Source organism: Lactobacillus sp. ESL0701, assembly GCF_029433445.1.
Taxonomy (GTDB): domain Bacteria; phylum Bacillota; class Bacilli; order Lactobacillales; family Lactobacillaceae; genus Lactobacillus.
Window position 1 is genome coordinate 64790 of the sequence record NZ_JAQTIC010000006.1, and the last position, 25577, is coordinate 90366.

Below are 25577 nucleotides of genomic sequence, written 5' to 3' on the forward strand. Positions count from 1 at the left end.
TTATTAATTTCAAACGTAGTATTTTTTTATTATTCTAAGCCATTGTTCTTAATTACCTTTTGATACCAATAATAGCTATCCTTAGGTATTCTGCGCATGTCCTTTAAGTCAAAATCGGTGCGATTAACATAAATAAACCCGTAACGCTTCTTGAAACCCTGGTGAGAACTCAAGATATCCATTACTGACCACGGACAATAGCCAAACAGCTCAACACCATCCTGAATTGCATCATAACACGCTTCAATATGGGCTTTTAGATAATCAATTCGGTATTGGTCGTGAACTTTGCCATCCTCAGTGAGTTTATCTGCCGTGCCCAAGCCGTTCTCAGTAATAATCATTGGCAGGCGATACTTTTCATAATATTCATTCAAAACCAGGCGCAAGCCCAGTGGATCAATTTGGGCACCATATTCAGTTGCCTTTAAATGCTGGTTCTTTTTGATTTTGAAGTAACCATAAAGGTCAAAATCAATATCACTAACGCGCTGCCCAACTGGATGTTCTTGGTCAGCTGGTAAATATTCTGCCGCTAATGTCCGATAATAATTAACCGCAATAAAATCAGGATGAGCACTTGCTAAGACTGCATCATCACCACTGGCAGTTTGCGGATAAATACCCTGCTCCTGCAAAAAATGCCGGTAGTAACCCGGATATTTACCAAAGCAATACATTTCCAAAGCATAATTAGTCTTAAAATTATCGTTCATTTTAGCAGCCCAGACATCAAGCGGCTGGTCACTGACTGGATAAGTCATTGTCGATGAGATTGCGGGGCCAATCTTGCCGCCAGCAACCATTTGGTGGCAATCATTCATGGCATACGCACAAGCTAAGAACATGTGATAATCCATCTGGGCGCGAACCTTCTCGACCTCATCTTGCGGTACGTTATCCATATTCATTCGCTCATTGACCCGCACCATCAAGTTTTGTTCATTAATTACCTGCCAGTTCTTGACCCGATCGCCAAAAGCCTTAAAACAAATCTGTGCATACCGGCGAAAAGCTCTAACACAATCGCGACTAGCCCAGCCATTGTATTTTTTAACTAAAGCCAGCGGTAAATCAAAGTGGTACAAGGTCACAAAGGGAATAATATCATTAGCAAGACACTCATCAATCACATGATTATAGAAGTCAATTCCCGCCTGGTTGACGATTCCGTCCCCATCGGGAATAATTCTAGTCCACGCAATCGAGAAGCGGTAAGCCTTCATCCCCATCTGCTTCATTAACTTAATATCTTCTTGGTAATGATGATAAAAGTCACTGGCGACCTTGGTATCAGCTTGTTGGTCTGAATGTTTAAACGAATTATAATCCGCAATCGATTCGCCCTTGCTATCCTCATTCCAGGCACCTTCAATTTGAAAGGCGGACGACGAAGCACCCCACCAAAAATTATCATTAAACTTCTTCATTTGTTACCTTACCCTTAAATTCCATTAGGACACTGTCTGGCGTCACTTCATTTTCATCTGTCATTGTAATTTCTGCATCAGAACTAGCATTAGTAATAATTACTGGTGTTGTCAGATCATAGCCGGCCTGCTTAATCTTAGCACAATCAAAACTAACAATTGGGTCACCCTTTCTTAAGTGTGCACCAACTTCAGTATGACTGGTGAAGTACTTACCTTTTAGTTCAACTGTATCACGACCAATATGAATTAATAATTGAATCCCATTATCCAATAATAAGCCGATGGCATGCATTGTTGGATATAAAACTTGCACTTCACAATCTTCAGGCGCCACGACCTCGCCATTTGTCGGGATAATCGCAACTCCTTTGCCCATTGCTCCTGATGAAAAGACCTCATCTTTAACTTGGGATAAAGCAATTACTTCTCCTGCTAACGGCGCCGTGATTTTTTCATCTTCAGTTGCGGCGACTGGAATCGTCGCTAATTCTTCACTATTTTGACTTGGTAATTTTTCTGGTAAATCCTCAAAGCCCAAGACAACCGTCAAAATGCAGGCACCAAAGAAGGCAATGGCACATCCTAATAGATAACAAACAAAGCCTTTCACGCCGCTGCTGGCATAAACGGGAATTGTCAAGATACCTTGATTGGCGAAGGCATTACCAAACGAACCGCCCCAGCCCATTAAAGCGCCGCCTAATGCACCACTGATAACCGCATAGACCATCGGGCGTTTCAACCGTAAGTTAGTACCATAGATTGCCGGCTCAGTAATCCCAAATAGTGCCGTTACTGTTGCCGAAGCAGAAACAGTTTTCAGATTTTTATTTTTAGTTTTTAAGAAAACACCTAACGCAGCACCAGCTTGAGAAAAGTTGGCCGCACCTGCAAAGGCTAGTAAATTTTGGTGACCGGTTTTAGCAACATCATTAATCCCAATCGGAATAATTGCCCGGTGAGCACCAAAGACAACCAATACACACCAAATGCCTCCAATAAAGGCACCCAATAAAATCGGGCTAAAGTGCATAATGTAGTAGTAAAGCCAGTTGATAAAGTTACCAAGATAAATGCCAATTGGTCCAAACAGCATTAAGGTTGCCGGTACCATAATTAACAGACAAAGTGTCGGTACCATAATAATCTTTAAGACATCTGGCATGATGTGGTCAATAAAGCGTTCCACATAAGCCAAAATAAAGACGGCAATAATAATTGGAATAACCGATGAGGTATAACTTGCCTTAGTAATCTGCAAGCCAAACAAAGTAACCGTTGCTTTGCCCGTCATCAAACTAACAATTGATGGGTAACAAAGCGTCGCCGCAATTACCATTGCAATATATTCGTTGGTTTTGAAAACTTTAGCAGAAGACCTCGCTAAAATAATCGGCATAAAGTAAAACAGTGCATCTGATGCCGCACTTAAAATAATATAGGTATCAAACTTAGTAATATCCGTATGATAAACATTAGTCGCCACAATAACTGCGATCGCCAAAATCCCTTTAATCATCCCTGAAGCAGCAATTGCTGGGACAGTTGGCGTAAAAATTGCGGCAATTGTATTAATAATCTTAGTTCCTAAACCAACCTTTTCTTTGGATTCAGTATCTTCAGCTGCAGAAGTCGCAGTTACTTCACCAATCATTGGTTCAATTGCCTCATAGGTTTTAGCAACATTGTTGCCAAGTACAACCTGAAACTGGCCATTGGCGTTTAACACTTGAATAACGCCCTCTAAATGACTAATTTGATCGCTGTTTGCCTTACTGTTATCTTTTAAAACGAAACGTAATCTCGTAAAACAGCGCTCCAGACTAACTATATTCTCTTTACCCCCGACATTAGTCAAAATATTTTGAGCTAAAGCTTGGAAATCCATCTTATATATTACCTTTCCTAAAAAATAAATATATTAAATTTTAATAACACACTTTAAAATAATTTAACTTTAACTTTTTTTATTATTTTTGTCCATAATAAGCATTTGGTCCATGTTTACGATAATAATGCTTATCAAGCAAGTACTGCGGCAATTCTGAGTTTTGATGTGTTAATTCTAAAGTATGAAAGTCTTCTTCGGCAACAATTTCTAAAACTTTCGCATTATACACTGCCTTTTCAGGATTTTCGCCCCAAGCAAATGGCCCATGCTGGCTGACTAAAGCTGCTGGCGTTGCCTCATAATCTAGATGCCGCTCCTTAAAAGTTTTAACAATTGTTTTGCCAGTGTTGCCCTCGTAATCTTCTTCAATTTCTTCCTTAGTTAAGGCGTCAGCTGCCGGAATATTAGTATAAAATGTATCCGCATGTGTGGTATTCAGTGCAGGAATATCCATTTTAGCTGCCGCAAATGACACTGCCCAAGGTGAATGAGTATGAACAATGCCGCCAATTTTGGGAAAATGATTATATAAATACGTATGTGTCGGCGTATCTGATGACGGATTTTTATCGCCTTCCACAACCTCACCCTTTAAGTTAACTACTACCAAATCATCCGGCTTAAGTTCCTCATAGGGCACTCCCGACGGCTTAATCACGTATAATCCAGCATCACGGTCAATTCCAGATACATTGCCCCATGTAAAAGTTACTAAATTTAATTTGGGCAATGACATATTTGCTTGGTAGACTTCTTCTTTTAACTGTTCAAGCATCTTATTCTCTCCTATTCAACTGCTTCTTGCGTAATACCAACTTGGGCAAAAATCTTATCAAAGAAGGTCTTTGCCGCCTTAACTTCCCCAAGTGCATTTTCGTCGCCGTTATCACCTGACCACATTTCAATGGTAAAGCTGCCATTGTAATCAAGACGCACTAATTCCCGCAGTAAACCAACAAAATCGACACAGCCTTCCCCAAAAGGCACATTTTTAAATTGCCCTTTGAAATTCGGCGTTACTTTTTTACTGTCTTTTAAGTGGATTGCACAGATCGTGTCAATATAATTTTCAATTTCAGCTGGGACATCATTTTCCGGCCAGGCACTTAAATTACCCAAATCTGGATAAGCCTGCAGCCATGGACTTTTTGCCAATTCATGATAATGATCGATTTTGGATAAATTATTAATAAACGGATCATCCATCGTCTCAATTGACAACATAATATTTTTCTTAGCTGCCATGTGAACACATTTAATTAAATTCTCGACGTAATATTCACGTGACAAGTCTGTCTTTTCTTCATAATAAACATCGTAACCAGCCATCTGAATATTATGAATACCCAAGTCCACACACAAGTCGACTGCCTTGGCCATCATCTCCAGTGACTTCTGCCGCACCCCAGGATCAGATGAACCTAGCGGAAAACGCCGGTGTCCTGACAACATCAAATTATTAATTCTGGTATTAGTTGACCACATTAAATCACGAAATTGTTGGCGCTCATCTCGCGTCCAATCAAGCCGTGCCAGCCGCTTGTCACTCTCATCAATTGAAAATTCTAAAAAGTTAAAGCCTAATTGATGAACTAAGTTAAAGGTCTCTTCCCAAGACAAATCCTGCGGCAAAGCTTTTTCATAAATGCCTAACGAATTTACTGTCATACTGTTTGCTCCTTACCAAATTTAAAATAAAAGGGAAACCATGAATTGAAATTCACCAGTTTCCCTAATTATTAATTAACCCCAAATATTATTAATTTCGTCCTTGAACTGTTGGGCAACAGCACGTGGGTCATCAGCTTCTCTAATTGCTCGACCGGCAATAAAGGTATAAACAGGAACACCTTTAAATAACTTAAGGATTTCCGGATGAACGCCACCAGTAACGGAGACTTTAAAGCCCATCTTGATTAGATTCTTAACGTTCTCAACATCTTTTTCAGACCATTTTTGTCCAGCAAACTTCGCATCACGGCTTTGATGATAAACAACCTGGTGAATGCCGTTATCAAGCCATTCCTGCATCCTATCTTGATCATCCCAGCCTTCATAAAGTTCTACCTGAACTTCGATTTCTTTTTGAGCATTACTCATTGTAGGAACAGTTGCCGCATTAATACAGGTCATCCAATCAGCACCGGCATCCTTGCATGATTTACCACACTTAGTTCCAGCGTCAGCACACTTAACGTCTGCCAAAAGGATTTTGTCAGGAGCCATCGCCCGTAAATTTCTCACGGCACTTAAGCCATCGCGATAGACTAAAATCGTTCCCGCTTCAACAACATCAATTAAATCTTCAACCTTGCGTAAAACGCTAATTGCCTGCGCAGTATTATCACTATCTAAAGCAACTTGTAATTTTGGTATTGCCATTGTTATCTCCTTTAATTCTTCTTAAATTTGGTTGGAATATCGGAATCATTAATTTTATCTTCAATTTCTTGAGCTGAAATCACATTTTTGATTCCAATTACTTCGCCGCCACGCTTTTTGACTTCATCAAACATTTTGACAAACGGAACAGATGTAAAAACAACGTCATAGTTGCGGGCAATGCCCTTAGCTTCCGAAATTGAAGTATGATCAGCCTGCGTAATCTGATAACCCATTTTTTCCATTGTCTTTTTAACAGTTCTCATCAACATCAAACTAGTTCCTGAACCGTTAGCACATGCAGTTAAAATTTTCATAATTCTCGTTCCTTTAACCTAAAACAAATATTATTCTTCTTTATGATTTAACTTTTTCCAAGCTGAGTAATCTTCAGTAATTAAGAAGTAACCTTCTGGATCTGCGCGATACTGTAATTGTGGAATTGCTAATAAAGCAATAATGATAATGGCAACACCAAAGTAACCTAAGTACTTCATAATTACAGTAAAGAATGGCCAAACAGTAGCCCAGTCGAACATGCCAAGGTAACCACCATAGCGAGCCATGCCAACCCAAGTAGCAATCAGTGCTGACCCCGCAACTTGAATTAAACCAGAAATATACGGCATAATCATGGCATACTTGTAACCGCCACGATCGTTAGCGTACAAACCAATCGCTGCATTATCAAAGAATAGCGGGATAAAGCCGGCAATTACTAAAGTCGGTGAATGGAAAATCAGCAATAAGAAAATCATCGTGAATTGTCCTAAAGCACCAAACATAAAACCAATTGTTTGCGCATTTTGCGAACCAAAACCTAAAATTGCGGCAACATCAATACCAGGAACTGCACCAGGTAGCCATCTATCAGAAATACCCGTAAAGGATTCTGTTAATTCGTTAACGAACGTTCTAACACCTAACTGTAAGATAGCCAGATAAACTGAGAATTGCAGAGCCGTTTGTAAAATGTAAAAGACAAAACTTTGTCCCTTTTGCATAAAGTGCGCCTTAGTTAAGTAATCTGGTCCCAAGACGATTAAAATTGCACCGATGAACACTAGCATTAATAATGAAGTTGAAACCATATTGTCATTAAAAATTGACATAAAGCTCGGTAATTTAATATCTTCAAGCCGCTTATTCTTATTTTCCTTACCCTTTTTCATGGAATGCTTTTCAAGCATTTCCGAAATCTTGGCAAAGAAATACAGACCAAACATTTGTTGGTGGGCAACAGCAAAGCCGGCACCATCAGTTAACTCTTGCGTAATCCCAACTGTTAGGTTAGAACCTACAGCCCAGTAGAGACCTAAGATTAAACTCATAATTGCTAAAATTGATATTCTGTTTAAATTTGGAAAACAAAACAGAATTAACCAGAAAGCAGTAGCAGCTTGTTGAACCTGCACATTACCAGTTGTAAAAACCGCTCTTAACTTGGTGTACTTCGAAAAACGAACCAGCAAAATGTTGATAATATAGGCAAATAATAGTAGCAGCATCGTGTCCGCAAAGGAGCGACCGAAGCGTTGCATAATTCCCGAATTAACAGCATTTTGACCAAAATAAGGGTCAATAATCATAGCACTTAAATGAAAGCGATCCTTCAAGCCAACTAAAATTGGTCTAAAAGTATTAACTAGTCCACTAGATCCAGCTGACAAGATAAAGTAGCCCACTGTGGCTTTTAAAAAGCCAGACAAGACTTCATACCACTTTTTATGTTCCAAAATATAACCGATTAAAACAATAAAACCGATCATAAATGCAGGTTGTCCTAAAACATTAGTGGCAAAATAGCTCCAAATGGACAGTAAAACATTTAAAACATTTTGCATTTGTTTACCTACTCTCTTCTTCAGCTAGTTCATACTTATCAATGACCTTTTGATAATCTGCCAACGTCTTTACCTGCCGCAAATCATCAATTAAACCATCTTCCATCAGCATATTGGACAAATTAGCAATATTTTCCATATGCTGCTTATTATCTTTAGCAGCTAACATAAAGAACAATTGCGCATCTTTTTCTGGATCATTTTGGTCAAAAGAAATTGCTTTTGGAAAAATAGTTAAACCAATTCCTGTTCCCAAAACGCCTGAACTGTCTGCTTGTGAATGTGGCATTGCCACTCCAGGTACAATTACAATATACGGACCATATTCTTTAACATCAGCAATAACTTGATCAATATATTTATCAGTAACAAGATCATTCGATTTCATAATTTCACCTGAAATTCTAAGTGCATCTTCCCAATCTTTTGGCTGTTTAGCACTGATATTAATCAAATGATTTTCTAAAAAATAACGTAGCATAACTCCCTCCTACCTTATAAGCAACTAAAAAATAGGCTTATAACAATTCTGGGAATGGCAGATCTGGATCATTCTTGAATGCATCATGGAATCCGCGATCGTACATGTATTCAAAATTATCTTTATCCTGTGGATAGTTAAATTCGCCACCAACTTGCCAAATATATGGTTTAAACTTGTATTGCAGACGGTACTTCTTTCTATTCCATAAGACCAAAATATCTTTCGGATCACTGTAAATATTTGACCAAATATCATAATGCATTGGGATAATTACCTTAGTATTCAAGGCTTCACCCATCCGCAATACTTGGGAATCATCTAGTTTATCAGTGATACCACGAGGGTTTTCACCGTAAGCACACAGAGTAACATCAATCTTATTTTCGTTACCATGCTTAACATAAGTATTAGAATAGTGTGAGTCCCCTGAGTGATACAGGTTGCCTCCTGAAGTTTCAAGCAGATAATTTACGGCTAACTTGGCCATTTCTTTTGGCTTAGTACCGGCCAATTTAACATTAGGGTCATCTTCAGTTACTAATTCAGTTCTGTCAAAAGCTTCTAGTGCTTTAATCGTTACAGCGCCGACTTTAACTTCATCGCCTGGCTTGACAACGATAATTTTTTCTTCAGGAACACCCCATGACTTCCATTCATCAGCAACTCCTTGAGGGCCAATAAATTTAGCATTCGGACAGAACTTGTTTACACAAGCTGCAGTGTAAATGTCCAAGTGATCGTGATGCGTATGGGTAACACACAAGGCATCCAAATCTCTAATTGCAAAGGGATCAATCACGTATGGCTTATTACGCATGTTAGGCTGTAGAGCTTCACCACCAGTCATCCGCATCATCTGGTGACCCTTACGCATCTTGCCATCACCATGTGAATGTTTACCAGTACCATTCCACATATCAATAGCAATATTCGTTCCTTCATGAGTCTTCAGCCACATCCCCATACAGCCAAGCCACCAAATTGAAAATGAGTTTTCTGGCACTTTCTTTTCGGCAATTTGCTCATTTAAGTATGTTCCCCATTCAGGGAAATTATTCTCTGCAAATACAGCAGGTGTAACTTCGTTTATATTTGTCGGTTTTGTCATCTTTTTCCTCCTAAAAGTTTATCTTGTTTGTTTTCACAACAGATTATATTGTATAATGTTATCGCTTTCAATCATATTTTATGATAATTTAAATATTTTATGGTGTTTTATCATTATAAAAAGCAAAATGTTGTGTTTGATATCTTTTTATGATATTTTTTGATAATAAATTTTAGGAGAATAATGTTAATATAGGAAAACAAAATGAAGAATTCATATCAAGAAATTAAAAACAGAAGAAAGAAAATCATTGATTTACTCAATCATGAAAAAAGTATTTCATTAGATGATCTCAGCAAAAAACTCGGTGTCTCAATCATGACTGTTCGCCGAGATTGTAGTAACTTAGCCAATCAAGGGCAAATTGAACAGGAAAAAGGCATTATTTCACTAGTTAAACCAGAAGAAATTCCCTTTACAGATTCCGTCAGTTACATCAAGCAACGAATTGGTAAGGAAGCTGCATCTCATATTGAAAAGCATAATTGGGTTTTTATTAATTCAAGTACAACTGCCTTTGAAGCAATACCATATTTATTGAAAAAAGACGTTAATATTCTAACTAATAATGGTTATGCCGGAAACTTAGACATGCATGCCAGCAATAGCAAAATCATCTTGAGCGGCGGCAATGTCAGCCGCAAAATGATTATGAGTGGTGACTTAGCAGTTGAGCCCTTCTTAAAAATTTATGCCGATTGGGCAATCATTGGCTGTGCCGGAATTAGCTTAAATCGCGGGGTTGCCACACCATTTATTGAAGAAGCCAAGGTTAACGGAGCAATTATCAAGCATGCGCGCAAACTAATTGTGGTTGCAGATTATAGCAAATTCAGCCAGTTTTCTAACTTTACCATTTGTCAGGCAACCGACATTGATTTGCTAATCACTGACTCTTTTACACCCAAGAAGATTATTGCCGGCTTTATTAAAGCTGGCATTCAGGTCATTCAAGTGCAGCTATAAAATTTAAGCAAACAAAAACAGCAAAAAGTATGCTTTATACTTTTTGCTGTTTTAATCTACTTAATTATTTTAAAGATTTAATAACCTTTTTAAACATTTGCTGTTGAAATTCTTGAGCATACTGCTTAGCTAGACTAGCTTGCTTAGCCTTATCAGTTGCCAAAGCTGGATTCTTCATCATAGCTTGCTTAACTTGCGCCATGACATATTGCTGTGCCTGCTGTTTCAGCTTTTGCTGAGCTGCTTTAGACTTCATGGCAGCCATTTTCTTTTGCATTGCCTTAACTTGATCAGTTGATAAATAGAACCAAGATTTAGGTAAATAGAATGTATTTGAACGTTTAACTAATTTATTTTCTAAACCAGAAACACCAAACCATAATTTAGCTGCACTTGAATCAAAGCGCCAACGAGTTTCCTTAACCTTTAACGTTGCCGTGTTACCTGATACACGCTTAACGTGGTTATTAGCTGCCGTTAATTCATTAGCTTGTGTATGACTAGGCTTCTTTTGGTCTAAGGTCTTTTTATAAACGACAACTGTTTCTTTACCATTGGTCCCAACTGGCTTATACAGAACCATGTTCAAGCCATTCTTAGCACTTGCTGGATAAACTTGTACAGTCTTGGTTGTCGTTTCCTGATGCATACCATAATGCTCATGACTATTCAAAGTCAAAAAGACCAGTGAACTAATTAAAATTACTGCTGAAACGATTGTTGCTGTAATTCGCCACTTCGGCGTTTTAATAAAGATATAACTGATAAAAGCTGCAAGTGCCCCAATAACTAATGTTGCCAAAATCATTTATTATTCACCGCCTTCTAATTTAATATCATGACTAGGTGTCCGTTTATCCTTTAAGAAGAATGAAAGGCATAAACCGATAACTGCAAAGACTAATGAGAACATGAATGCAGCATGGTAACCATCTAAAGTTGCCGTTAGGTACTTTTGCTTATAGCTAAACGGTGCTGCCTTTAATAATGACTTACCTGGTGCCTTAGCATTAGTAACATTAGTTAACAAAGTAATCATAATTGCTGAACCAATTGATGAAGCAATCTGGCGAACTGTGTTGTTTGAAGCCGTCCCATCAGCAATTAAATTATCAGGTAAAGCATTCATTCCTGAAGTGGTTACCGGCATCGTAATCATTGAAATACCAAACATTCTGATTGCATATAAGAAGACAATGTAGATATCTGGTGTATCCAAAGTCAACCATAAAAATGGCAACGTCCCTAAAATAAGTAAGGTCATGCCCAATGTAACTAACCGTTTACCACCAATTTCATCAAATAAACGACCGGTAATTGGACTCATTAAAGTCATAACAACGGCACCGGCAAGTAAAGTCAAACCTGAGTTAAGTGCACTCATGCCGTGAACAATTTGCAAATATAATGGTAAGACAGATTCAACCCCTAGCATCGCAATGGTTGAAATTGAGGCCATTACTGATGCTAAAGTAAATTCCTTAGTCTTAAATACCCGTAATTGCAAAAATGGCTTAGGAATTACTAATTGCCGCCAAACAAATAACGCGGTCACAATGACACCAACGACTAGAGCAATATCAACATTCTTTGCGTCCCAGCCATCATTACCCGCAGCAGAAAAGCCGTAGAGTAAACTACCAAAACCTACTGTTGAAAGCGTTAATGACAACCAATCAAGCTTTTGTTTAGTTGTCTTAAGTACCGGCTTCATGAAGAAAAGTGACAATACAATAACGATAACCATCAATGGAATTAACATACCAAACAGAACACGCCAGTTGTAATTATCAATAATCCAGCCAGATAAGGTTGGTCCAATAGCTGGTGCTACCCCAACAACAATTCCTACAAGACCTAAAGCAGCCCCACGTGAATTAGCTGGAAAGATTGATAACATAATTGTCTGTAAAAGCGGCATTGAAATACCCACCCCAACAGCCTGAATTAAACGTGCTGTCAGCAGTGTACCAAAGTTTTGTGCACTGTAAGCTAAAATTGTACCGCCAAGGAAAATTACCATGGCACTTGTATACAACCACTTAGTGTTAATTGTAGTTGCTAAGTACGCTGATAAAGGAATCATGATCCCGTTAACCATCAAGAATCCAGTCGTCAGCCATTGCGCTGTAGCAGTTGAAATATTAAACGTCGACATCAATTTAGGTAATGCTGTTGAAAGTAGTGTTTGATTCAAAACCGTACAGAAGGTTCCGACTAAAAGCACAATAATCAACATTGCTCTACCAAATGAACTTGTTTTATTATCAGCAATTTTTGCCAAAACAGTTTCCCTCTTTCATATTTTTAAACAAGATGTTTTCTAATATAAAATAGTTCATACTTAATGTCAAATATTTGATATTGAGGTTAAAAAATTAACACTGATGCTTTTTATGTTAAAATACTTCCTAACTAGCTAATAAATTATGCCAAAAAGTTTTATAATAATACTAAGTAAATTAGGAGCAACAAATGAAACAAGAGACTTATGCAGAATGGCTAAACCAAATCATTAAACCTGATAAAATTTACCTTAGTATTCGTGATGCCGCCAGAGCAAGCGATGTTTCTGATACTCAGGTACGCTATTGGATCAAGATGGGCTACCTTAAAACTACTAAAGCAGAAAATGGCGCAATTAAGCTGCCCTTTAATCAAATTGCAAAAATTAGAATGATTAAATTCTTTTTGAATGAAGGGTATACTTTACCTGCAGCAGCTAAAAAGATGACCGAATATCAAAAAAATGTCCACTCACTCCTGCACCTATTCTTAGGTAGTATTCATGACATTAAACAAGAAAACGACCAGACAATTTTTGATTTAGGGCCCCTAGCTACTAACCCTAAACAGCATATTTATGGTATCGAAAGCCAAGAAGATATCAAATTCGTTTTAAAAGAAAAAAATTAACCTGACAATCTTAACTGTCAGGTTAATTAAGCCGCCAATTTTGACGGCTTTTTACTTTAAAAATTAATACGTTATTTTCATCAATAATAAAAAGCCGCATTAGTTATAACTAATGCGGCTTTACTTAATTATAAATACTGCGCAACCTGATTAACCATGTTTTTAGCATGTCCATCACGCAATAAGGCAATGATATTTTCCGAAGCCTCGTTAGCAATTGCCGTGCGTGCTTCTAGTGTCGCGGTACCAGCATGCGGCGTCAATACAACGTTATCTAATGCACCTAAAGCTGCTGGCACTTCAGGTTCTTCCGCGAACACATCAAGTCCAGCACCAGCGATTGTCTTATTCTCCAAAGCTGTAATTAAATCAGCCTGATTAATTAGCTTTCCCCGTGCTGTATTAATAATATAAGCAGTTGGTTTCATTTCATTAAAAACACTACTATTGAAAACACCCTCGGTTTGCGGCGTTAAAGGTGCATGCAGTGTAATAACATCAGAATTTTTAATTAAAGTCGAAAAATCGGCATAGTTAACATTAAGTTTCTGTTCCTCAGCAGAACTTAACTGATGTCGATTATTGTAAATAACCTTCATCCCTAATAGTTGGGCAAATTGACCAACCGTACTGCCAATTCTCCCCATGCCATAAATACCCAAAGTTTTACCAGCTAGACTCATTCCCATATTCCGGGGCTCGCCAAGATCAGGCCAGTTGCCCGCACGCAAATCTTGGTCATACACATGCAAGCGGCGCACTGATGCAAGCATCAATGCAATTGCCATTTCAGCCGTTGGCATCCGTACTGCTTGCGGCGTATTAGCTACCACAATACCCTTTTTTTGTGCATAATCAATGTCAATATGATCAAAGCCCACACCAACGGTCGCAATAATTTTCAAATTAGCGCCCGCATCAATTAATTCGCGGTCACCTTTTAATCCTGCTAAGAGCACACCATCATATTCTGGCAGCATTTGTAATACTTCCGCACGCGAAAACTGTTTATTCTGTGGATACGTAACATCAAATACTTCCTGTAATTTTTTTATTACTTGGTCCGGAGCTTTTCCCGTTACTAATACTTTTGACTGTGGCATTAATTTTTCTCCTTCTAACAATTAAACTTTCAAAGCTGGATCATTGGCTGCCTCAACAGCAGCAACTGCCGTCTTTTTAAAATAAATCCGTTCAGCATTATTGTACATCACATCCGCTAGTTCTTCGGTTGTAAAAATTGACGTGCGTTCTAACCACGTTGATAGACTATGGTAAGAATTAAACGTAGCTGACCATGGTGCATCACTGCCCCAAATAATCCGCTTAGCACCCAAAGCCTCCTTAGCAAGAGCAACATCTTGTTGACAACGCAAGAATGGCTCCGTAGTTTCATTTTCAATATCCTGAATTGCGGCAATATCAGTGTAGATATTCGGATAAGGCTGCCACTGATTAAGTGCAGCTTGCAAACGATTTAAATGGTCCGCACTTGGAAACGATAAATGACAAACCACAAAATCCAGCTCTGGGTACATTCTAGCTAAATTGGCAATTGCCTCCGGCTGATAACTAGCTTGGGTATAATCACCATAATCAACAGTTACCACAAAGCCGGGATAATCGCTAAGATAATGAAAAATTTGACCAACGCGCGGATCCGTATCCAAGCGAAACGGCGTTGTCAGGTGATAACCAGTCAGACCACCACCCTGACTGATTTCAAATTTCATTGCTCTAAAGCCCAATTCTTCAACGTGCCGTTTTACAATCTGCATGTAAAATTCACTAAAAGGATCGACAGAAAAGGCCCCAATGAAACGGTCAGGATACTTTTTAACTGCTTGATAAGAATAATAATTCTGAAAGCCATACAAACTGCCCTGCAGTAAAACAGCCTTATCAATTCCATTAGCTGCCAAGACTTTTAGCGCTGACTCAGCAGTAAAAGTATCGTCCCCCCAGCCATCAGGAAATAACTTCAGTACTGCTTGATTATTATCCCAAATCGCACGACCATTGCCTAAAGCTGTCAAACTGCCTTTACCATTAAAGCCGGCAAGTGAACGCACTAGATGAAAGTGTGCATCAATCTTCTTCATTATTAAACCTCCGTTGTTAATCCCTAGTTTACTACTAATAAACTGGTATTTTTCAAATTAACTTTCAGCCCCGCTATCACAAATATTTATAAACTAAAAACCGCGCCTAAATACTAGACGTGGTTTTATTTAATTAAGACAATCAATAATTTCTTGAATATCTTTATTTTTTTGCTCAGGCGTAATCTGATGATCATTAATGATCTTAATCGCTTGTTGTACCAAAGAAAATACCTGCGCATCATTTTCATTATCATTAATTAAATAGCTAATTTTAAAATATGATTCTAGCTTTTTAGCATTATCTTCTTCTAGCGCATCTTTAATAAAGCTCTTAAAGATCAGCCGCAAATTACGTGACCGCTTATTGCGTTCCTGACGTTTTTCATAATATGGCAAAAATAATGCTACACAAACAGCTGCAATCTCAGCAAATGCTGTCACCCATTCTGATATTGAACCTAATTCCATAATTTCACCTCGATATTATTATACAAATATATTACGTGAAAATCACAGGCTTTTCATAATTAATCGTCAGTATCATTAAAGGTTGCCATTAGTTCATCCAAATTCAGCTTTGTTTTTTGCTCATTGTCAAGATCTGCTACCACTTGACCCGAGCGCAAAACTAGCAGCCGATTACCATATTTAAGCGCGTCTTCCATACTATGAGTAATCATTAGACAGGTTAACTTTTGGGTGGTCACAATCTGGCTGGTCTGAGCCATCAACTTACGACTAGTTTTCGGATCTAACGCCGCCGTATGTTCATCTAATAAGAGAATGTCCGGGCGTTTAATTGTTGCCATCAAGAAGCTTAACGTCTGCCTTTGACCACCTGACAAATGTTCCGTCGGCGTGTCTAACTTATCCGCCAGCGAATTACCCATCTGAGTCGCGATTTCACGCAATTGCTCTTTATGAGCAGCCAACTTGCGCAAATGTAGACCGCGACGCTCACCGCGCTTTTTAGCAAGTAAAATATTTTCCGCAACCGTCATTCGCGGTGCCGTTCCCATCTTAGGATCTTGAAAAACGCGACTAATAAAACTGGTCCTTTTTTCAACTGATTGGTGAGTAATCTCCTGCCCCTGATGCAGTATTCTTCCTGCTGTGGGGGTAATTAACCCGCTAATGGTATTAAAAAGCGTTGATTTACCGGCACCATTGGCACCCACGATGGTAATAAAGTCGCCTTGATTAATTGTTAATGTCAAATCACGTAAAATTTTCGCTTCTGCTGGCGTGTGCTGGTTAACAACGGTTGTCACTTTATCCAAAGTTAAAACTGCCTGTTTACTTTCCATGTTGGCTCACTCCTTTACGTAAAATTCCGTCCAACTTTAACGCGTGCCGCAATTTCGGCAGCATTAAACAAATAGCTAAAATAATAGCTGAAATCAGATTGAGGTCATTAGTTGAAAAGCCTAGTTGCAAAACAATCAGTAAGACAAACCGATAAATAATACTGCCTAAAATCACGGCAATTAATCGCTGATTAAGCGTTAAATAGCCAAAGACGACCTCACCGATAATAATTGAAGCTAACGCAATTACGATAATCCCAATGCCCATATTGGCATCTGCATAACCATTATTTTGCGCAATTAGTGCCCCAGCCAGACCGACCAAACCGTTAGACAAGGTCAAGCCTAAAATTGTCATATTATCAGTATTAACCCCTAAGGACTGCGCCATCATCTGGTTATCGCCCGTTACAATGAAGGCTTGCCCTAAATCAGTTTCTAAAAATAGGGCAATCAAAATGGTAATTAGAATAATTGTCCCGCCGCCAATTAATACACTATCAAAGTACCGCGGAAGAGTTTGGAAGATTTTAGCTGAGAAAAAGGTCTTTTGCCCTAGCAGTGAGACGTTAGAACCGCCCATAATTCGCAAGTTAACTGACAGACAGCCCGTCATTACTAAGATGCCCGCCAGCAAAATTGGAATGTTGCCTTTGGTATAAAGTAAACCGGTAATTAACCCACCTGCCGCGCCACCTAAAAATCCCAGAAGTGTTGCTATGAGCGGCGATACTCCCTTAGTAATTGCCGTCACGGTAATAGCCGCGCCTAGTGGGAACGTCCCTTCAACCGTCATATCGGCAAAATTCAGAATGCGAAATGTTAAAAATAAGGCAAGCCCTAATAACGCCCATAACAATCCTTGCCCAATGCTTGAAGTTATTAAATTCATTTGATCACCTTCCCATGTTGTCTAGCAGCTCGAACAATCGCTGCTGGAATCTTAATATGTAATTTACGCATTTCCTTTTCATTTATCATGTAGTAGCCGCTTTTGACTGTGGCAACCGGATAAGTTGCCGGATTCTTACCGCGCAAGACTTTGGCTGCCATCACACCCGCAATTCTGCCCATCTCTTGTTGACTAATAACGTAAGAAGTAAGACCCCCGTCCGGCATCATCGTTTCCGCACACGGAAAGACCGGAATATTGGCATTATTAGCAACATTTACCAGTGTCTTCATTGCCGAAGCCACACCATTATCTTGCGGGGCATAAATCGCGTCAACTTGACTTACCATCTGATTAGCTACCTGCTGAAGATCATTGGTGTTGGCAATGGTATACATTTTAGGGATTAAACCTGCCCGTTTAACAACTTGCGCAAATGCTTGAGCATTAGTCTGCCCGCCATGATCCGATGAAGTATAGATAATACCGATTTTCTTAGCCCGCGGCATAATCGCGTGCAGCAATGCAAATTGTTTAGATACTGGATTAAGACCGGAAGTCCCTGTGATATTGCCGCCGGGATGCGCCTCACTTTTGACTAAACCGCTGGCTGCTGGCGTCGAAATCCCCGCCAAAATAATTGGCGTTGTTTTCGGGGCACTATTGGCGAGAGCCTGCGCCGCCGGTGTCGCAATGCCCACTAAGAGTGAATCTTTATTAGCCAGCTGCTGGGACATTATTTTTAAGTTACTTTGGTCACCTTGAGCATTCAAAAAATCAATCTTGAGATTCTTGCCAGTAGTTAATCCTTCTTCTTTTAAGCCAGCGACCACCCCGCGATGAATCTGGTCAAGTGCGGGGTGGGTCATCATCTGCAGGATGCCGACATGGACGACCTCTAATTTAGATGCTGTTTGACTAGCAGTTCTAGGAGCTATCGCCAAGTCAACTCCCAAAAATAATAGAATAGCACCAATAAATGCGAGCATTCGTTTCATTTTTTCTCCTTAGTTTTTGTTAAATCAGGGCTTTTTGACAACAAAAAAAGGCAAACCAGCATGTTGCTCTGGTTTGCCCTAAGGACGCAAAGCCTGCTGCACGTTTTACCATGCAAACAAACTTCGTCAAGTTAAAAGTAGTCAGCACGGATACAAACTGTTTGCCAGATCGTATCCGTTCAAGACGATTACGATCAATCCTGCTGGCTTTGCCAACTCTTATTCAAGTTTAATGTGAACGATTGAATCATAATTATTTCCTTTCTCCAATAAATTATTCTAAGTTTATCTCATTTTACGTTAATGTCAAGAATTTTTACAATGACATTATTTAAAAAATCAGTAAGATTAATCATGCAATTAAAGAAAATAATTAATAATAATTATTTATTTCATCTTCTTGAATCATCTTACCAAAACTTCTATAATCATTTCTTATAATCTTAGAAACATAATATTTTAATTTACGGAGGAGAACCAATGATTGGTTGCAGTAGTTTTACACTAGAAACTAAGGACAAAAAGCACTTTTTGTCACGAACAATGGACTTTATGATGGAAATGGCTGAGCAGGTCGTTTACACACCCATCAAGAAAACTTTTAAAGTTGCTTACAGCGTTGAGCAAGAAATCACCAGCAAGAGAGCCTTTATCGGCTTAGGGGAAATCCAAGAATACGACAATGCCCCTGTAACTTTTGATGGTGTTAACGACAAAGGCCTCATGGGTGCGACCCTGTACTTCCCTGGTTATGCCAGCTACCATGAAACTGCCCAAGCTGGTACTTGGGCAGTTTCACCCGACAAAGTGATTTCTGTAATTTTGTCACAAGCTGCCAACTTAGATGATGTTGCCGAGCTTTTCCAAGAGCAAATCACCATTGTTAATGATGCCAACCCAACGCTTAAAGCTGTCTCACCACTGCACTTTATCTTTTCAGATACTACTGGTGCCAGCTTAATTGTTGAGCCCGAAGAAGATGGCGTTCATATCATCAAGGATTCAATTGGTGTCATGACCAACAGTCCTGATTATCATTGGCACGAAACTAACTTACGGAATTACTTATCAGTAACACCTAAGCAGCATGACGATGTTAACTTTTTAAGCAAAACTTTAAAGCCATTCAGTCAGGGTTCTGGTACCTTCGGCTTGCCAGGTGATTACACTCCTGTTTCTCGCTTTGTTAGAACTGCTTTCATGAAAAACAACGTCGAGCAGCCAGCTGATGAAACTGCTGCTGTCAGCCTTGCTCACCATATGCTTGAACCTGTCAGCATTCCGCGCGGAATCGTTGTTACACCTAACAACACCTTTGATTACACTTGTTACAGTGCCTACATCTGTGCTGAATCTAGAAGCTACTACTACTCAACTTACAATAACCAACGGATTCGCTGCGTGCGCTTAACTCCGGAATTATTACAAGAAACTGATTACAAAGAATTCAAGGTTAACCCTAAAGAAGACATTGATTACATGAATTAACAAAAAAGCTTAGCCAAATTAATGGCTAAGCTTTTTTTGTTAATTTAATTCTGTATAGCGAACCAAGTGAATCTGTTTTTCCGCAATTTGTTGTGGCAATTGCGGATCACACAAGAAGTCTACTTCCTGCGTGCGCGGAATTGTCAAACTTGACTGCTGCATAATACTTTGGTCTAAAAATCCTGGATGACAAACCATCATTGGCACGTCATCAGCAGAAGTTTTTAATGCAAAATCAACGGCATGTTCAAAAGTACGGTAAGGATCATAATTTGGCTTCATACTATCCATAAAGGTCGTAATTGTCGTTTGCGACTTAAACTCAACTGGATCTAACTCCAAATCAAATGGCAATAGCGGCAAATTATGCTTCTCAGCAACAATTGTCAATCCTTTGAGTAAGTTGGCACTATAAACTGCATGTGCTTCAAAGTAATCAGGTTTCTTATTTGTTAGTTGTAAAAAGCGCTGGTACTGTGCTTCAATTTCCATAACAACTTCGTCTAAATTAACTAAATCATGTTCGGCCTGACGGTATACCTTTGATGGCTTAAAAGAACCATCAGCCGTCACCAAACTTGGAATTAGTTTTGGATCAGTAATTGGACGACCTGCGCAAATTACCGTGTGCATCCCTAAATCAAAATCAAAGCCTTTTAATAAATCTAAGCCATGAACAGTATCAGCCATGTTAACCATGACCCCAACATTATTGATAATGCCATTTTTCACGGCTTCATAAATACCATAGTTAACGCCCTTAGAATAACCTAAATCATCAGCACGAATAATCAAATTATGCATCAATATGTTCCTTTCTTAATTCTTAGTCTTTGGTTCAACTCCAATAAGATAAGTTGCAATTGCAGCAACTAGTAGTGCAATCACACCACTAATTACCCCGTTAATTAAGTTAGTAGTTGAACCACCAACATAACCACTTAAACACATAAAGTTAGCAACTGGTACAACTACATAAGCTGACACGTGAGTTATTGCCGCATAAATACCACCAGCAAAACCGCCAAGCATCATACCGATAAATGGTCGGCGATACTTAATTGCCAAACCATATAGTGCTGGTTCAGTAACACCACCAATTAGGTTAGCAATGAAGTAGCTGAATGCCAAGGATTTTTCTTTTTTATCCTTTAAGCGTAAGCTGGCACCTAAACTCATGCCGGCAACTGCCATACTGGCTGCAATTGAACCAAGCAAAATAAAGTTATCATGTCCGGTCTGCGCGACAATTGTAATCATCGCACTAATTAAGACCAAGTGCATCCCAGTCATTACCAGTAATTCCCAGAAGGCACCAATTAAACCGACACCAATAATGGCTGCAATACCGCCCAACTCACCAAAGGAGATAATTCCTTTAGATACATATTCACCTAAAAAGCCACCCAAAGGTCCTAAGATGCAGAGTGATAACGGCAACATAATTGCAATCGTCAATGTTGGGGCAAAGATGGTTCTTAGTGACGCCGTAATGTGCTTGTTAAAGAAGCGTTCAATATAAGACATAATCCAAACAGATAACAGGATTGGTAATACTGTACTGGCATAATTAGTTAAATGCATTGGCAAACCATAAACCGTGAATGGTTTACCAGCAGCTACAATTTTAACTAAACCAGGATCCAGCATAATCGCGCCTAAGAAAATCCCCAAAATTGGTGACGTATCAAACTGCTTAGCGGCAGTATAACCAATTGCAATCGGGAAGAAGTAAAAACCGGCATCCCCAACAAAAGTAAATAGCTGATATAAATCACTATGAACTGAAACTACGTTCAACATTGTTGGTCCCAAGACAGCAACCAGCATTTTGAACATTGAAGCCGCAATTAACATTGGAATTAACGGGGTTAAACTGCCGGCAATTTTATTTAAGATTGCATTACCAACAGACTTCCACGTGCGCTTCTCTGGTTTATTAGTAGCTGCCTGATCCAAATTCTCATTAACTGGGGCAGCTGAAGTAAAATTGCCTTCTGCAACAACGGCATCGTAAACTTCATTAACTGTCTGACCAATTACTATCTGGTATTGACCGCCTGAACGAGCAACACCAAGGACACCGCTGATCTTTTTAACTTCGTCATCCTTAGGAACATTCATATCCTTCAAATTAAATCTCAACCGTGTCATACAATGCGTAACACTGGCAACATTTCCGCTGCCGCCAACAGCTTGGTCAATCTGCTTAGCCATTTCTCGGTAATCTTTACTCATTTAATTCTCCTTTGATGTTAAGTAAGATAAATAATTACTGGTTTTGCTTAATAAGTATGTCCTGACTGGTAGTTTGCGTGCCAAAATCCTTTGTCATCGTCCAATTTTGATTGTCTGATGCTAATTTAGTAAAAATCACCATCGTGGTTAAGTCGGCATTATTTGCAGCTAAACTCTGACGATCAAGTTTAATCAATTCTTGTCCCTGCTTAACGCTGTCTCCTTGCTCAACCAAAGCCGTAAATCCAGCACCATTAAGACTGACTGTATCAATCCCAATATGAATTAAAATTTCATCACCTGCTGGCGTTACTAGCCCTACTGCATGCTTTGAATCCGGTAATGACACAATTTCACCGGCAACTGGAGCACTAACTGTATCCGCATCAGCTGCCAACTTAATTGCAAAGCCGTCACCCATTAACTTTTGTGAAAAAACCGGATCATTAACCGCACTTAGGTCAGTAACTACTCCTGCTATTGGTGCAGTTACTATGAACTCAGGCTTTTTCTTCTTTAAAAATCTAAACACAATTTCCCTCCAATAAAAAAACTCCCTGAAACAAGCTATTAGAAAGTATGCTAAAAATACTTAGCTAATGGTATGCCTCAAAGAGCAACAACCCATTATTAAACTCTCACAGCTATGCGCAACTGCAAGCGTTTTTAATAACAACACCTAGATATTTTACCGCAACCAATGTTAATTACAAAAATTTACGCACAGAAAAAGCCGCAGTCAATTAAACTACAGCTTAAAACTTACATTATGTTACTTATTACCTTCAGCTCTTGACTTGTAAACACCACCATCTGTGTTGATTACCAAGTCTTCACCTTCAGTAATAAAATCTGGCACTTGAACAACCAAGCCAGTTTCCATTGTCGCTGGCTTACCTGAACCAGTAACAGTTGCGCCCTTAATTCCTGGTTCGGTCTGAGCAACCTTCATCACAACCGTTGATGGCAGTTCAACCCCTAGCAATTTACTACCATTGGCAAATTCCAATTGAATTTCAATATTTGGAATTAAGTAAAGCTTGTCGTCACCTAATTGGTCACCAGAAACTTCGTATTGCTCGTAAGTTTCCGTGTCCATAAAGGTATAAGTGTCACCTTCACTATACAGATATTGAGCCTTTTTCTTCGTAATGTCGACCAAGTCAACCTTTTCTGTTGGGCGCATTGTCTTGTGAACAACTGCGCCACTTTCAACGTTGCGCAAATCCATTTGCATTACCGTGTTGCCCTTGCCAGGTTTGTGGTGGTTAGCCTTTAATACCCGAATTAATTTACCATCTTGACTAAAAACCATACCCTTTTTTAAGTTGATTGCTTGTACCATGTTTATACTCCTTTAAATTTTCAAAATATTCAATGCCTAAATTCAAAGTCATTCACGCTGGAGGTAAAGCGAATTTTTTAATTAATAATAAATAAATCTTCATGCCCTTAGTATAGCAAATTAAAAGTGTCTCAGGTAGATTTGATCAATTAAATGTCCATCAGTTTTATGCAAAACTAGACTTGCTCGCTGCTTCGTTGGCGCAATATACTCACGTAAATTAACTAAGTTAACCATTTGCCAAGTTTCTTGAGCTAATTGCATGGCAGCTTCTCTTGGACCATTAGCCATTTCATAATAAAAATTATTCGGGTTATTTTTGTTCAGTTCTAATACCCGAACAAAGCGCTGCATGAACCATTCTTCAATTAATTCTTCCGCGGCATCAATATAAATCGAAAAATCAAAAAAGTCACTGGTCACAATCTGACCATTAGTCGGCAATTGCAGCGTATTAATTCCTTCAACAATTAAAATATCTGGCTTCTTGACGTGACCGTATTGTCCCGGAACAATATCGCTCAATTCCTGCGAATACAGCGGATAGACAATATCGTCTTTGCCAGACATTACGTCCTGCAAAAAACTGGTCAGTAAATTCATGTTATAGCTTTCAGGGAAACCTTTACGCTCAAATAAATTCCGCCGTTTTAATTCTTGATTGGAATAGATGAAACCATCGGTTGTCATTAAGTGAACCTTTAGTCCTGGATAAGTCCGACTTAATAATACCTGCAATAATCGTGCTGTCGTTGACTTGCCTACGGCGACTGACCCCGAAATACCGATAATAAAAGGAGCAGCTGCCACTTTTTCGTGTAAAAATTCACGCTGCTGATTCTGCAAAGATCGTTTTTCTTGGTAAACTAGATACAAATACTTAATCAAGCTACCGTAAATTTCACGGACATCTGTTAAATTGACTACATCACCTAGGGATTTAATCTTTGCCAATTCATCTTGACTAATTTTAACTTGATCGCCCGCGGAAAATGATGCCCACTGATCCCGATTAAACTGCAAATAATTCTTCATTTAATTGTCCTTCAATTCGTTTTCTTATATTATAAAGTAAATAAATATTAACACTAAAATGTTTAAGCTTTAATAAAAAACGAAAAGAGACTTAGATGAAAAATATAATTTTATTTGGCGACTCGTTATTTAACGGGTACTGTAATGGTCGCGACACTAACTTAATTACTAATGGTTTACAAAAAGCTCTTGGTAGCGACTTCCACGTAACCAATCTTTCCCAAAGCGGCGCTACTACTGCCGACGGCTTAATGCGGCTGCCGCTGATTGATGAAGATGCCGACCTAGTTGTCTTAGAATTTGGCACTAACGATTCAGCTGCTACTTGGGGGGTGCCCAGCAATCTTTATGCCCAAAATTTACAAAAAATGATTACCGCAATCGGCGCTAGTCGCTGCTTGCTCGTTGGACCTTCTTATCCTAATCCCAAAAACAAAACGATTATGCAATATTACACGCAGGAAACTTTGAACCGTTATAACCAAATCGCGCAAAAAGCAGCACTAGAACATAACATTCCCTTTATTGATTTAATTGCTAACTTTAGCAAGTTGCCGCAGATTGGGTCCTACTATCAAACAGACGGGCAACACTTTTCTGACTTAGGTAACGAGGTTTTAATTAATCTAGTAGCTAGCGCAATTAAAGAAAAATAAGCAAACAAAAACTCACGTAATTACGTGAGTTTTTTAATTATTATAATTCGTAATACATCATTGTATGCTTAATGCCAGCCTCATCAAACGGCTCGCCCTGAACCTTATAGCCCAAATAATCATAAAATGGCTTAGCTTGCCATTGCGCGTGACAATATAAGCGATCAGCACCGCGGTCTTTTAAATATGCGTGAACCTGCGCCATCATTTTACTGCCCAGCTTTTGACCGCGAGCTGCTTTGGCAACGGCAACTCGACCCAGCATCCACTTGCCGTCTTCTTGAAAAATCCGGCAAACAGCTAATGCCATCGTCTGATCCTCATTTAACAAGTAAACTTGGATCGCTGTTAAATCTTCATCGTCTAATTCTGGCACGGTAATTTCTTGTTCGGTTACAAAAGTATTGATTCGCAAGCGGGCGATACAAAACATTTCGCGACCTGACATTTCGTCAATTTTTTTAAAAGTAAATTTTTCCTGTGCCATTA

Annotated in this window: 27 protein-coding genes; 4 read left to right on the forward strand and 23 right to left on the reverse strand. The window is 39.0% G+C overall.

Annotated elements, in window-relative coordinates:
- Window positions 1–29 precede the first annotated feature (29 nt).
- The 9 genes from PT281_RS05700 to ulaG all read right to left on the reverse strand — a co-directional run bounded on the left by PT281_RS05700 (window position 30) and on the right by ulaG (window position 9142).
- Window positions 30–1430: a glycoside hydrolase family 1 protein gene (locus PT281_RS05700; RefSeq protein ID WP_277152799.1), complete on the reverse strand. Its 1401-nt coding sequence runs from the start codon at window positions 1428–1430 to the stop codon at window positions 30–32.
- The gene (locus PT281_RS05705) at window positions 1417–3321 is read right to left on the reverse strand and encodes a beta-glucoside-specific PTS transporter subunit IIABC (protein ID WP_277152801.1); all 1905 of its coding nucleotides are present in this window, start codon (window positions 3319–3321) and stop codon (window positions 1417–1419) included. The genes PT281_RS05700 and PT281_RS05705 overlap by 14 nt, the downstream gene beginning before the upstream one ends.
- 82 nt (window positions 3322–3403) lie before the next feature.
- A complete protein-coding gene (locus PT281_RS05710) occupies window positions 3404–4099 on the reverse strand; it encodes an L-ribulose-5-phosphate 4-epimerase (RefSeq protein ID WP_277152803.1) in 696 nt (231 codons plus the stop codon).
- An 11-nt stretch (window positions 4100–4110) separates the two neighbouring features.
- Entirely contained in the window at window positions 4111–4992 is an 882-nt protein-coding gene (locus PT281_RS05715) for an L-ribulose-5-phosphate 3-epimerase (protein ID WP_277152805.1), read from the reverse strand.
- A 75-nt stretch (window positions 4993–5067) separates the two neighbouring features.
- Window positions 5068–5706 carry a 3-keto-L-gulonate-6-phosphate decarboxylase UlaD gene (locus PT281_RS05720; protein ID WP_277152807.1) on the reverse strand — a complete coding sequence of 213 codons (639 nt, stop codon included), beginning with the start codon at window positions 5704–5706 and terminating at the stop codon, window positions 5068–5070.
- An 11-nt stretch (window positions 5707–5717) separates the two neighbouring features.
- Entirely contained in the window at window positions 5718–6023 is a 306-nt protein-coding gene (locus PT281_RS05725) for a PTS sugar transporter subunit IIB (RefSeq protein WP_277152808.1), read from the reverse strand.
- A 30-nt stretch (window positions 6024–6053) separates the two neighbouring features.
- Window positions 6054–7550: a PTS ascorbate transporter subunit IIC gene (locus PT281_RS05730; protein WP_277152810.1), complete on the reverse strand. Its 1497-nt coding sequence runs from the start codon at window positions 7548–7550 to the stop codon at window positions 6054–6056.
- Window positions 7551–7554: 4 nt separating this feature from the next.
- Window positions 7555–8031 carry a PTS sugar transporter subunit IIA gene (locus tag PT281_RS05735; RefSeq protein ID WP_277152812.1) on the reverse strand — a complete coding sequence of 159 codons (477 nt, stop codon included), beginning with the start codon at window positions 8029–8031 and terminating at the stop codon, window positions 7555–7557.
- A gap of 37 nt (window positions 8032–8068) precedes the next feature.
- Window positions 8069–9142, reverse strand: a complete 1074-nt coding sequence (gene ulaG, locus PT281_RS05740; RefSeq protein ID WP_277152814.1) for an L-ascorbate 6-phosphate lactonase — start codon at window positions 9140–9142, stop codon at window positions 8069–8071.
- A gap of 204 nt (window positions 9143–9346) precedes the next feature.
- Here ulaG and PT281_RS05745 point away from each other — a divergent pair, with 204 nt between their 5' ends.
- Complete coding sequence (locus PT281_RS05745) at window positions 9347–10108, forward strand: DeoR/GlpR family DNA-binding transcription regulator (protein WP_277152816.1); 762 nt, start codon at window positions 9347–9349, stop codon at window positions 10106–10108.
- Between the two features lie 64 nt (window positions 10109–10172).
- On the opposite strand, the gene PT281_RS05750 is transcribed toward PT281_RS05745, so the two are convergent.
- Together PT281_RS05750 and PT281_RS05755 are read right to left on the reverse strand one after the other, a co-directional pair.
- Complete coding sequence (locus tag PT281_RS05750) at window positions 10173–10916, reverse strand: DUF4811 domain-containing protein (protein WP_277152818.1); 744 nt, start codon at window positions 10914–10916, stop codon at window positions 10173–10175.
- A 3-nt stretch (window positions 10917–10919) separates the two neighbouring features.
- Window positions 10920–12347, reverse strand: a complete 1428-nt coding sequence (locus PT281_RS05755) for an MDR family MFS transporter (RefSeq protein ID WP_277153021.1) — start codon at window positions 12345–12347, stop codon at window positions 10920–10922.
- Window positions 12348–12583: 236 nt separating this feature from the next.
- On the opposite strand from PT281_RS05755, the gene PT281_RS05760 reads away from it, so the two are divergent.
- Window positions 12584–13024 (forward strand): MerR family transcriptional regulator, encoded by a 441-nt coding sequence (locus tag PT281_RS05760; protein ID WP_277152820.1) that lies wholly within the window; start codon window positions 12584–12586, stop codon window positions 13022–13024.
- Window positions 13025–13152: 128 nt separating this feature from the next.
- Here PT281_RS05760 and PT281_RS05765 read toward each other — a convergent pair whose 3' ends face one another.
- The 6 genes from PT281_RS05765 to trpX all read right to left on the reverse strand — a co-directional run bounded on the left by PT281_RS05765 (window position 13153) and on the right by trpX (window position 18326).
- Complete coding sequence (locus tag PT281_RS05765; RefSeq protein ID WP_277152821.1) at window positions 13153–14127, reverse strand: NAD(P)-dependent oxidoreductase; 975 nt, start codon at window positions 14125–14127, stop codon at window positions 13153–13155.
- Window positions 14128–14148: 21 nt separating this feature from the next.
- Window positions 14149–15126 carry an amidohydrolase family protein gene (locus PT281_RS05770; protein WP_277152823.1) on the reverse strand — a complete coding sequence of 326 codons (978 nt, stop codon included), beginning with the start codon at window positions 15124–15126 and terminating at the stop codon, window positions 14149–14151.
- A gap of 129 nt (window positions 15127–15255) precedes the next feature.
- Window positions 15256–15597 (reverse strand): hypothetical protein, encoded by a 342-nt coding sequence (locus tag PT281_RS05775; protein ID WP_277152825.1) that lies wholly within the window; start codon window positions 15595–15597, stop codon window positions 15256–15258.
- A 59-nt stretch (window positions 15598–15656) separates the two neighbouring features.
- Window positions 15657–16436 carry an ATP-binding cassette domain-containing protein gene (locus PT281_RS05780; protein ID WP_277152827.1) on the reverse strand — a complete coding sequence of 260 codons (780 nt, stop codon included), beginning with the start codon at window positions 16434–16436 and terminating at the stop codon, window positions 15657–15659.
- Complete coding sequence (locus PT281_RS05785; protein ID WP_277152829.1) at window positions 16426–17328, reverse strand: ABC transporter permease; 903 nt, start codon at window positions 17326–17328, stop codon at window positions 16426–16428. The genes PT281_RS05780 and PT281_RS05785 overlap by 11 nt, the downstream gene beginning before the upstream one ends.
- On the reverse strand, window positions 17325–18326 hold the full coding sequence (trpX, locus tag PT281_RS05790; RefSeq protein ID WP_277152831.1) for a tryptophan ABC transporter substrate-binding protein: 1002 nt from the start codon (window positions 18324–18326) through the stop codon (window positions 17325–17327). The genes PT281_RS05785 and trpX overlap by 4 nt, the downstream gene beginning before the upstream one ends.
- 480 nt (window positions 18327–18806) lie before the next feature.
- Here trpX and PT281_RS05795 point away from each other — a divergent pair, with 480 nt between their 5' ends.
- A complete protein-coding gene (locus tag PT281_RS05795) occupies window positions 18807–19814 on the forward strand; it encodes a choloylglycine hydrolase family protein (protein ID WP_277152833.1) in 1008 nt (335 codons plus the stop codon).
- Between the two features lie 39 nt (window positions 19815–19853).
- On the opposite strand, the gene PT281_RS05800 is transcribed toward PT281_RS05795, so the two are convergent.
- From PT281_RS05800 to coaA, 5 genes are all read right to left on the reverse strand, one after another.
- Window positions 19854–20618, reverse strand: coding sequence for a ChbG/HpnK family deacetylase (locus PT281_RS05800; protein ID WP_277152835.1), 765 nt, complete (start codon window positions 20616–20618; stop codon window positions 19854–19856).
- Window positions 20619–20633: 15 nt separating this feature from the next.
- Entirely contained in the window at window positions 20634–22052 is a 1419-nt protein-coding gene (locus tag PT281_RS05805; RefSeq protein ID WP_277152837.1) for a PTS transporter subunit EIIC, read from the reverse strand.
- Window positions 22053–22086: 34 nt separating this feature from the next.
- The gene (locus PT281_RS05810) at window positions 22087–22584 is read right to left on the reverse strand and encodes a PTS glucose transporter subunit IIA (protein WP_277152839.1); all 498 of its coding nucleotides are present in this window, start codon (window positions 22582–22584) and stop codon (window positions 22087–22089) included.
- A 240-nt stretch (window positions 22585–22824) separates the two neighbouring features.
- Window positions 22825–23397 carry an elongation factor P gene (gene efp / locus PT281_RS05815; RefSeq protein WP_277152841.1) on the reverse strand — a complete coding sequence of 191 codons (573 nt, stop codon included), beginning with the start codon at window positions 23395–23397 and terminating at the stop codon, window positions 22825–22827.
- A 120-nt stretch (window positions 23398–23517) separates the two neighbouring features.
- Entirely contained in the window at window positions 23518–24432 is a 915-nt protein-coding gene (gene coaA / locus PT281_RS05820) for a type I pantothenate kinase (protein ID WP_277152843.1), read from the reverse strand.
- 95 nt (window positions 24433–24527) lie between these two features.
- Here coaA and PT281_RS05825 point away from each other — a divergent pair, with 95 nt between their 5' ends.
- A complete protein-coding gene (locus PT281_RS05825; protein WP_277152845.1) occupies window positions 24528–25088 on the forward strand; it encodes a GDSL-type esterase/lipase family protein in 561 nt (186 codons plus the stop codon).
- Between the two features lie 40 nt (window positions 25089–25128).
- Here the strand turns inward: PT281_RS05825 and PT281_RS05830 are convergent, their stop codons facing one another.
- The gene (locus PT281_RS05830) at window positions 25129–25575 is read right to left on the reverse strand and encodes a GNAT family N-acetyltransferase (protein ID WP_277152847.1); all 447 of its coding nucleotides are present in this window, start codon (window positions 25573–25575) and stop codon (window positions 25129–25131) included.
- Window positions 25576–25577 lie beyond the last annotated feature (2 nt).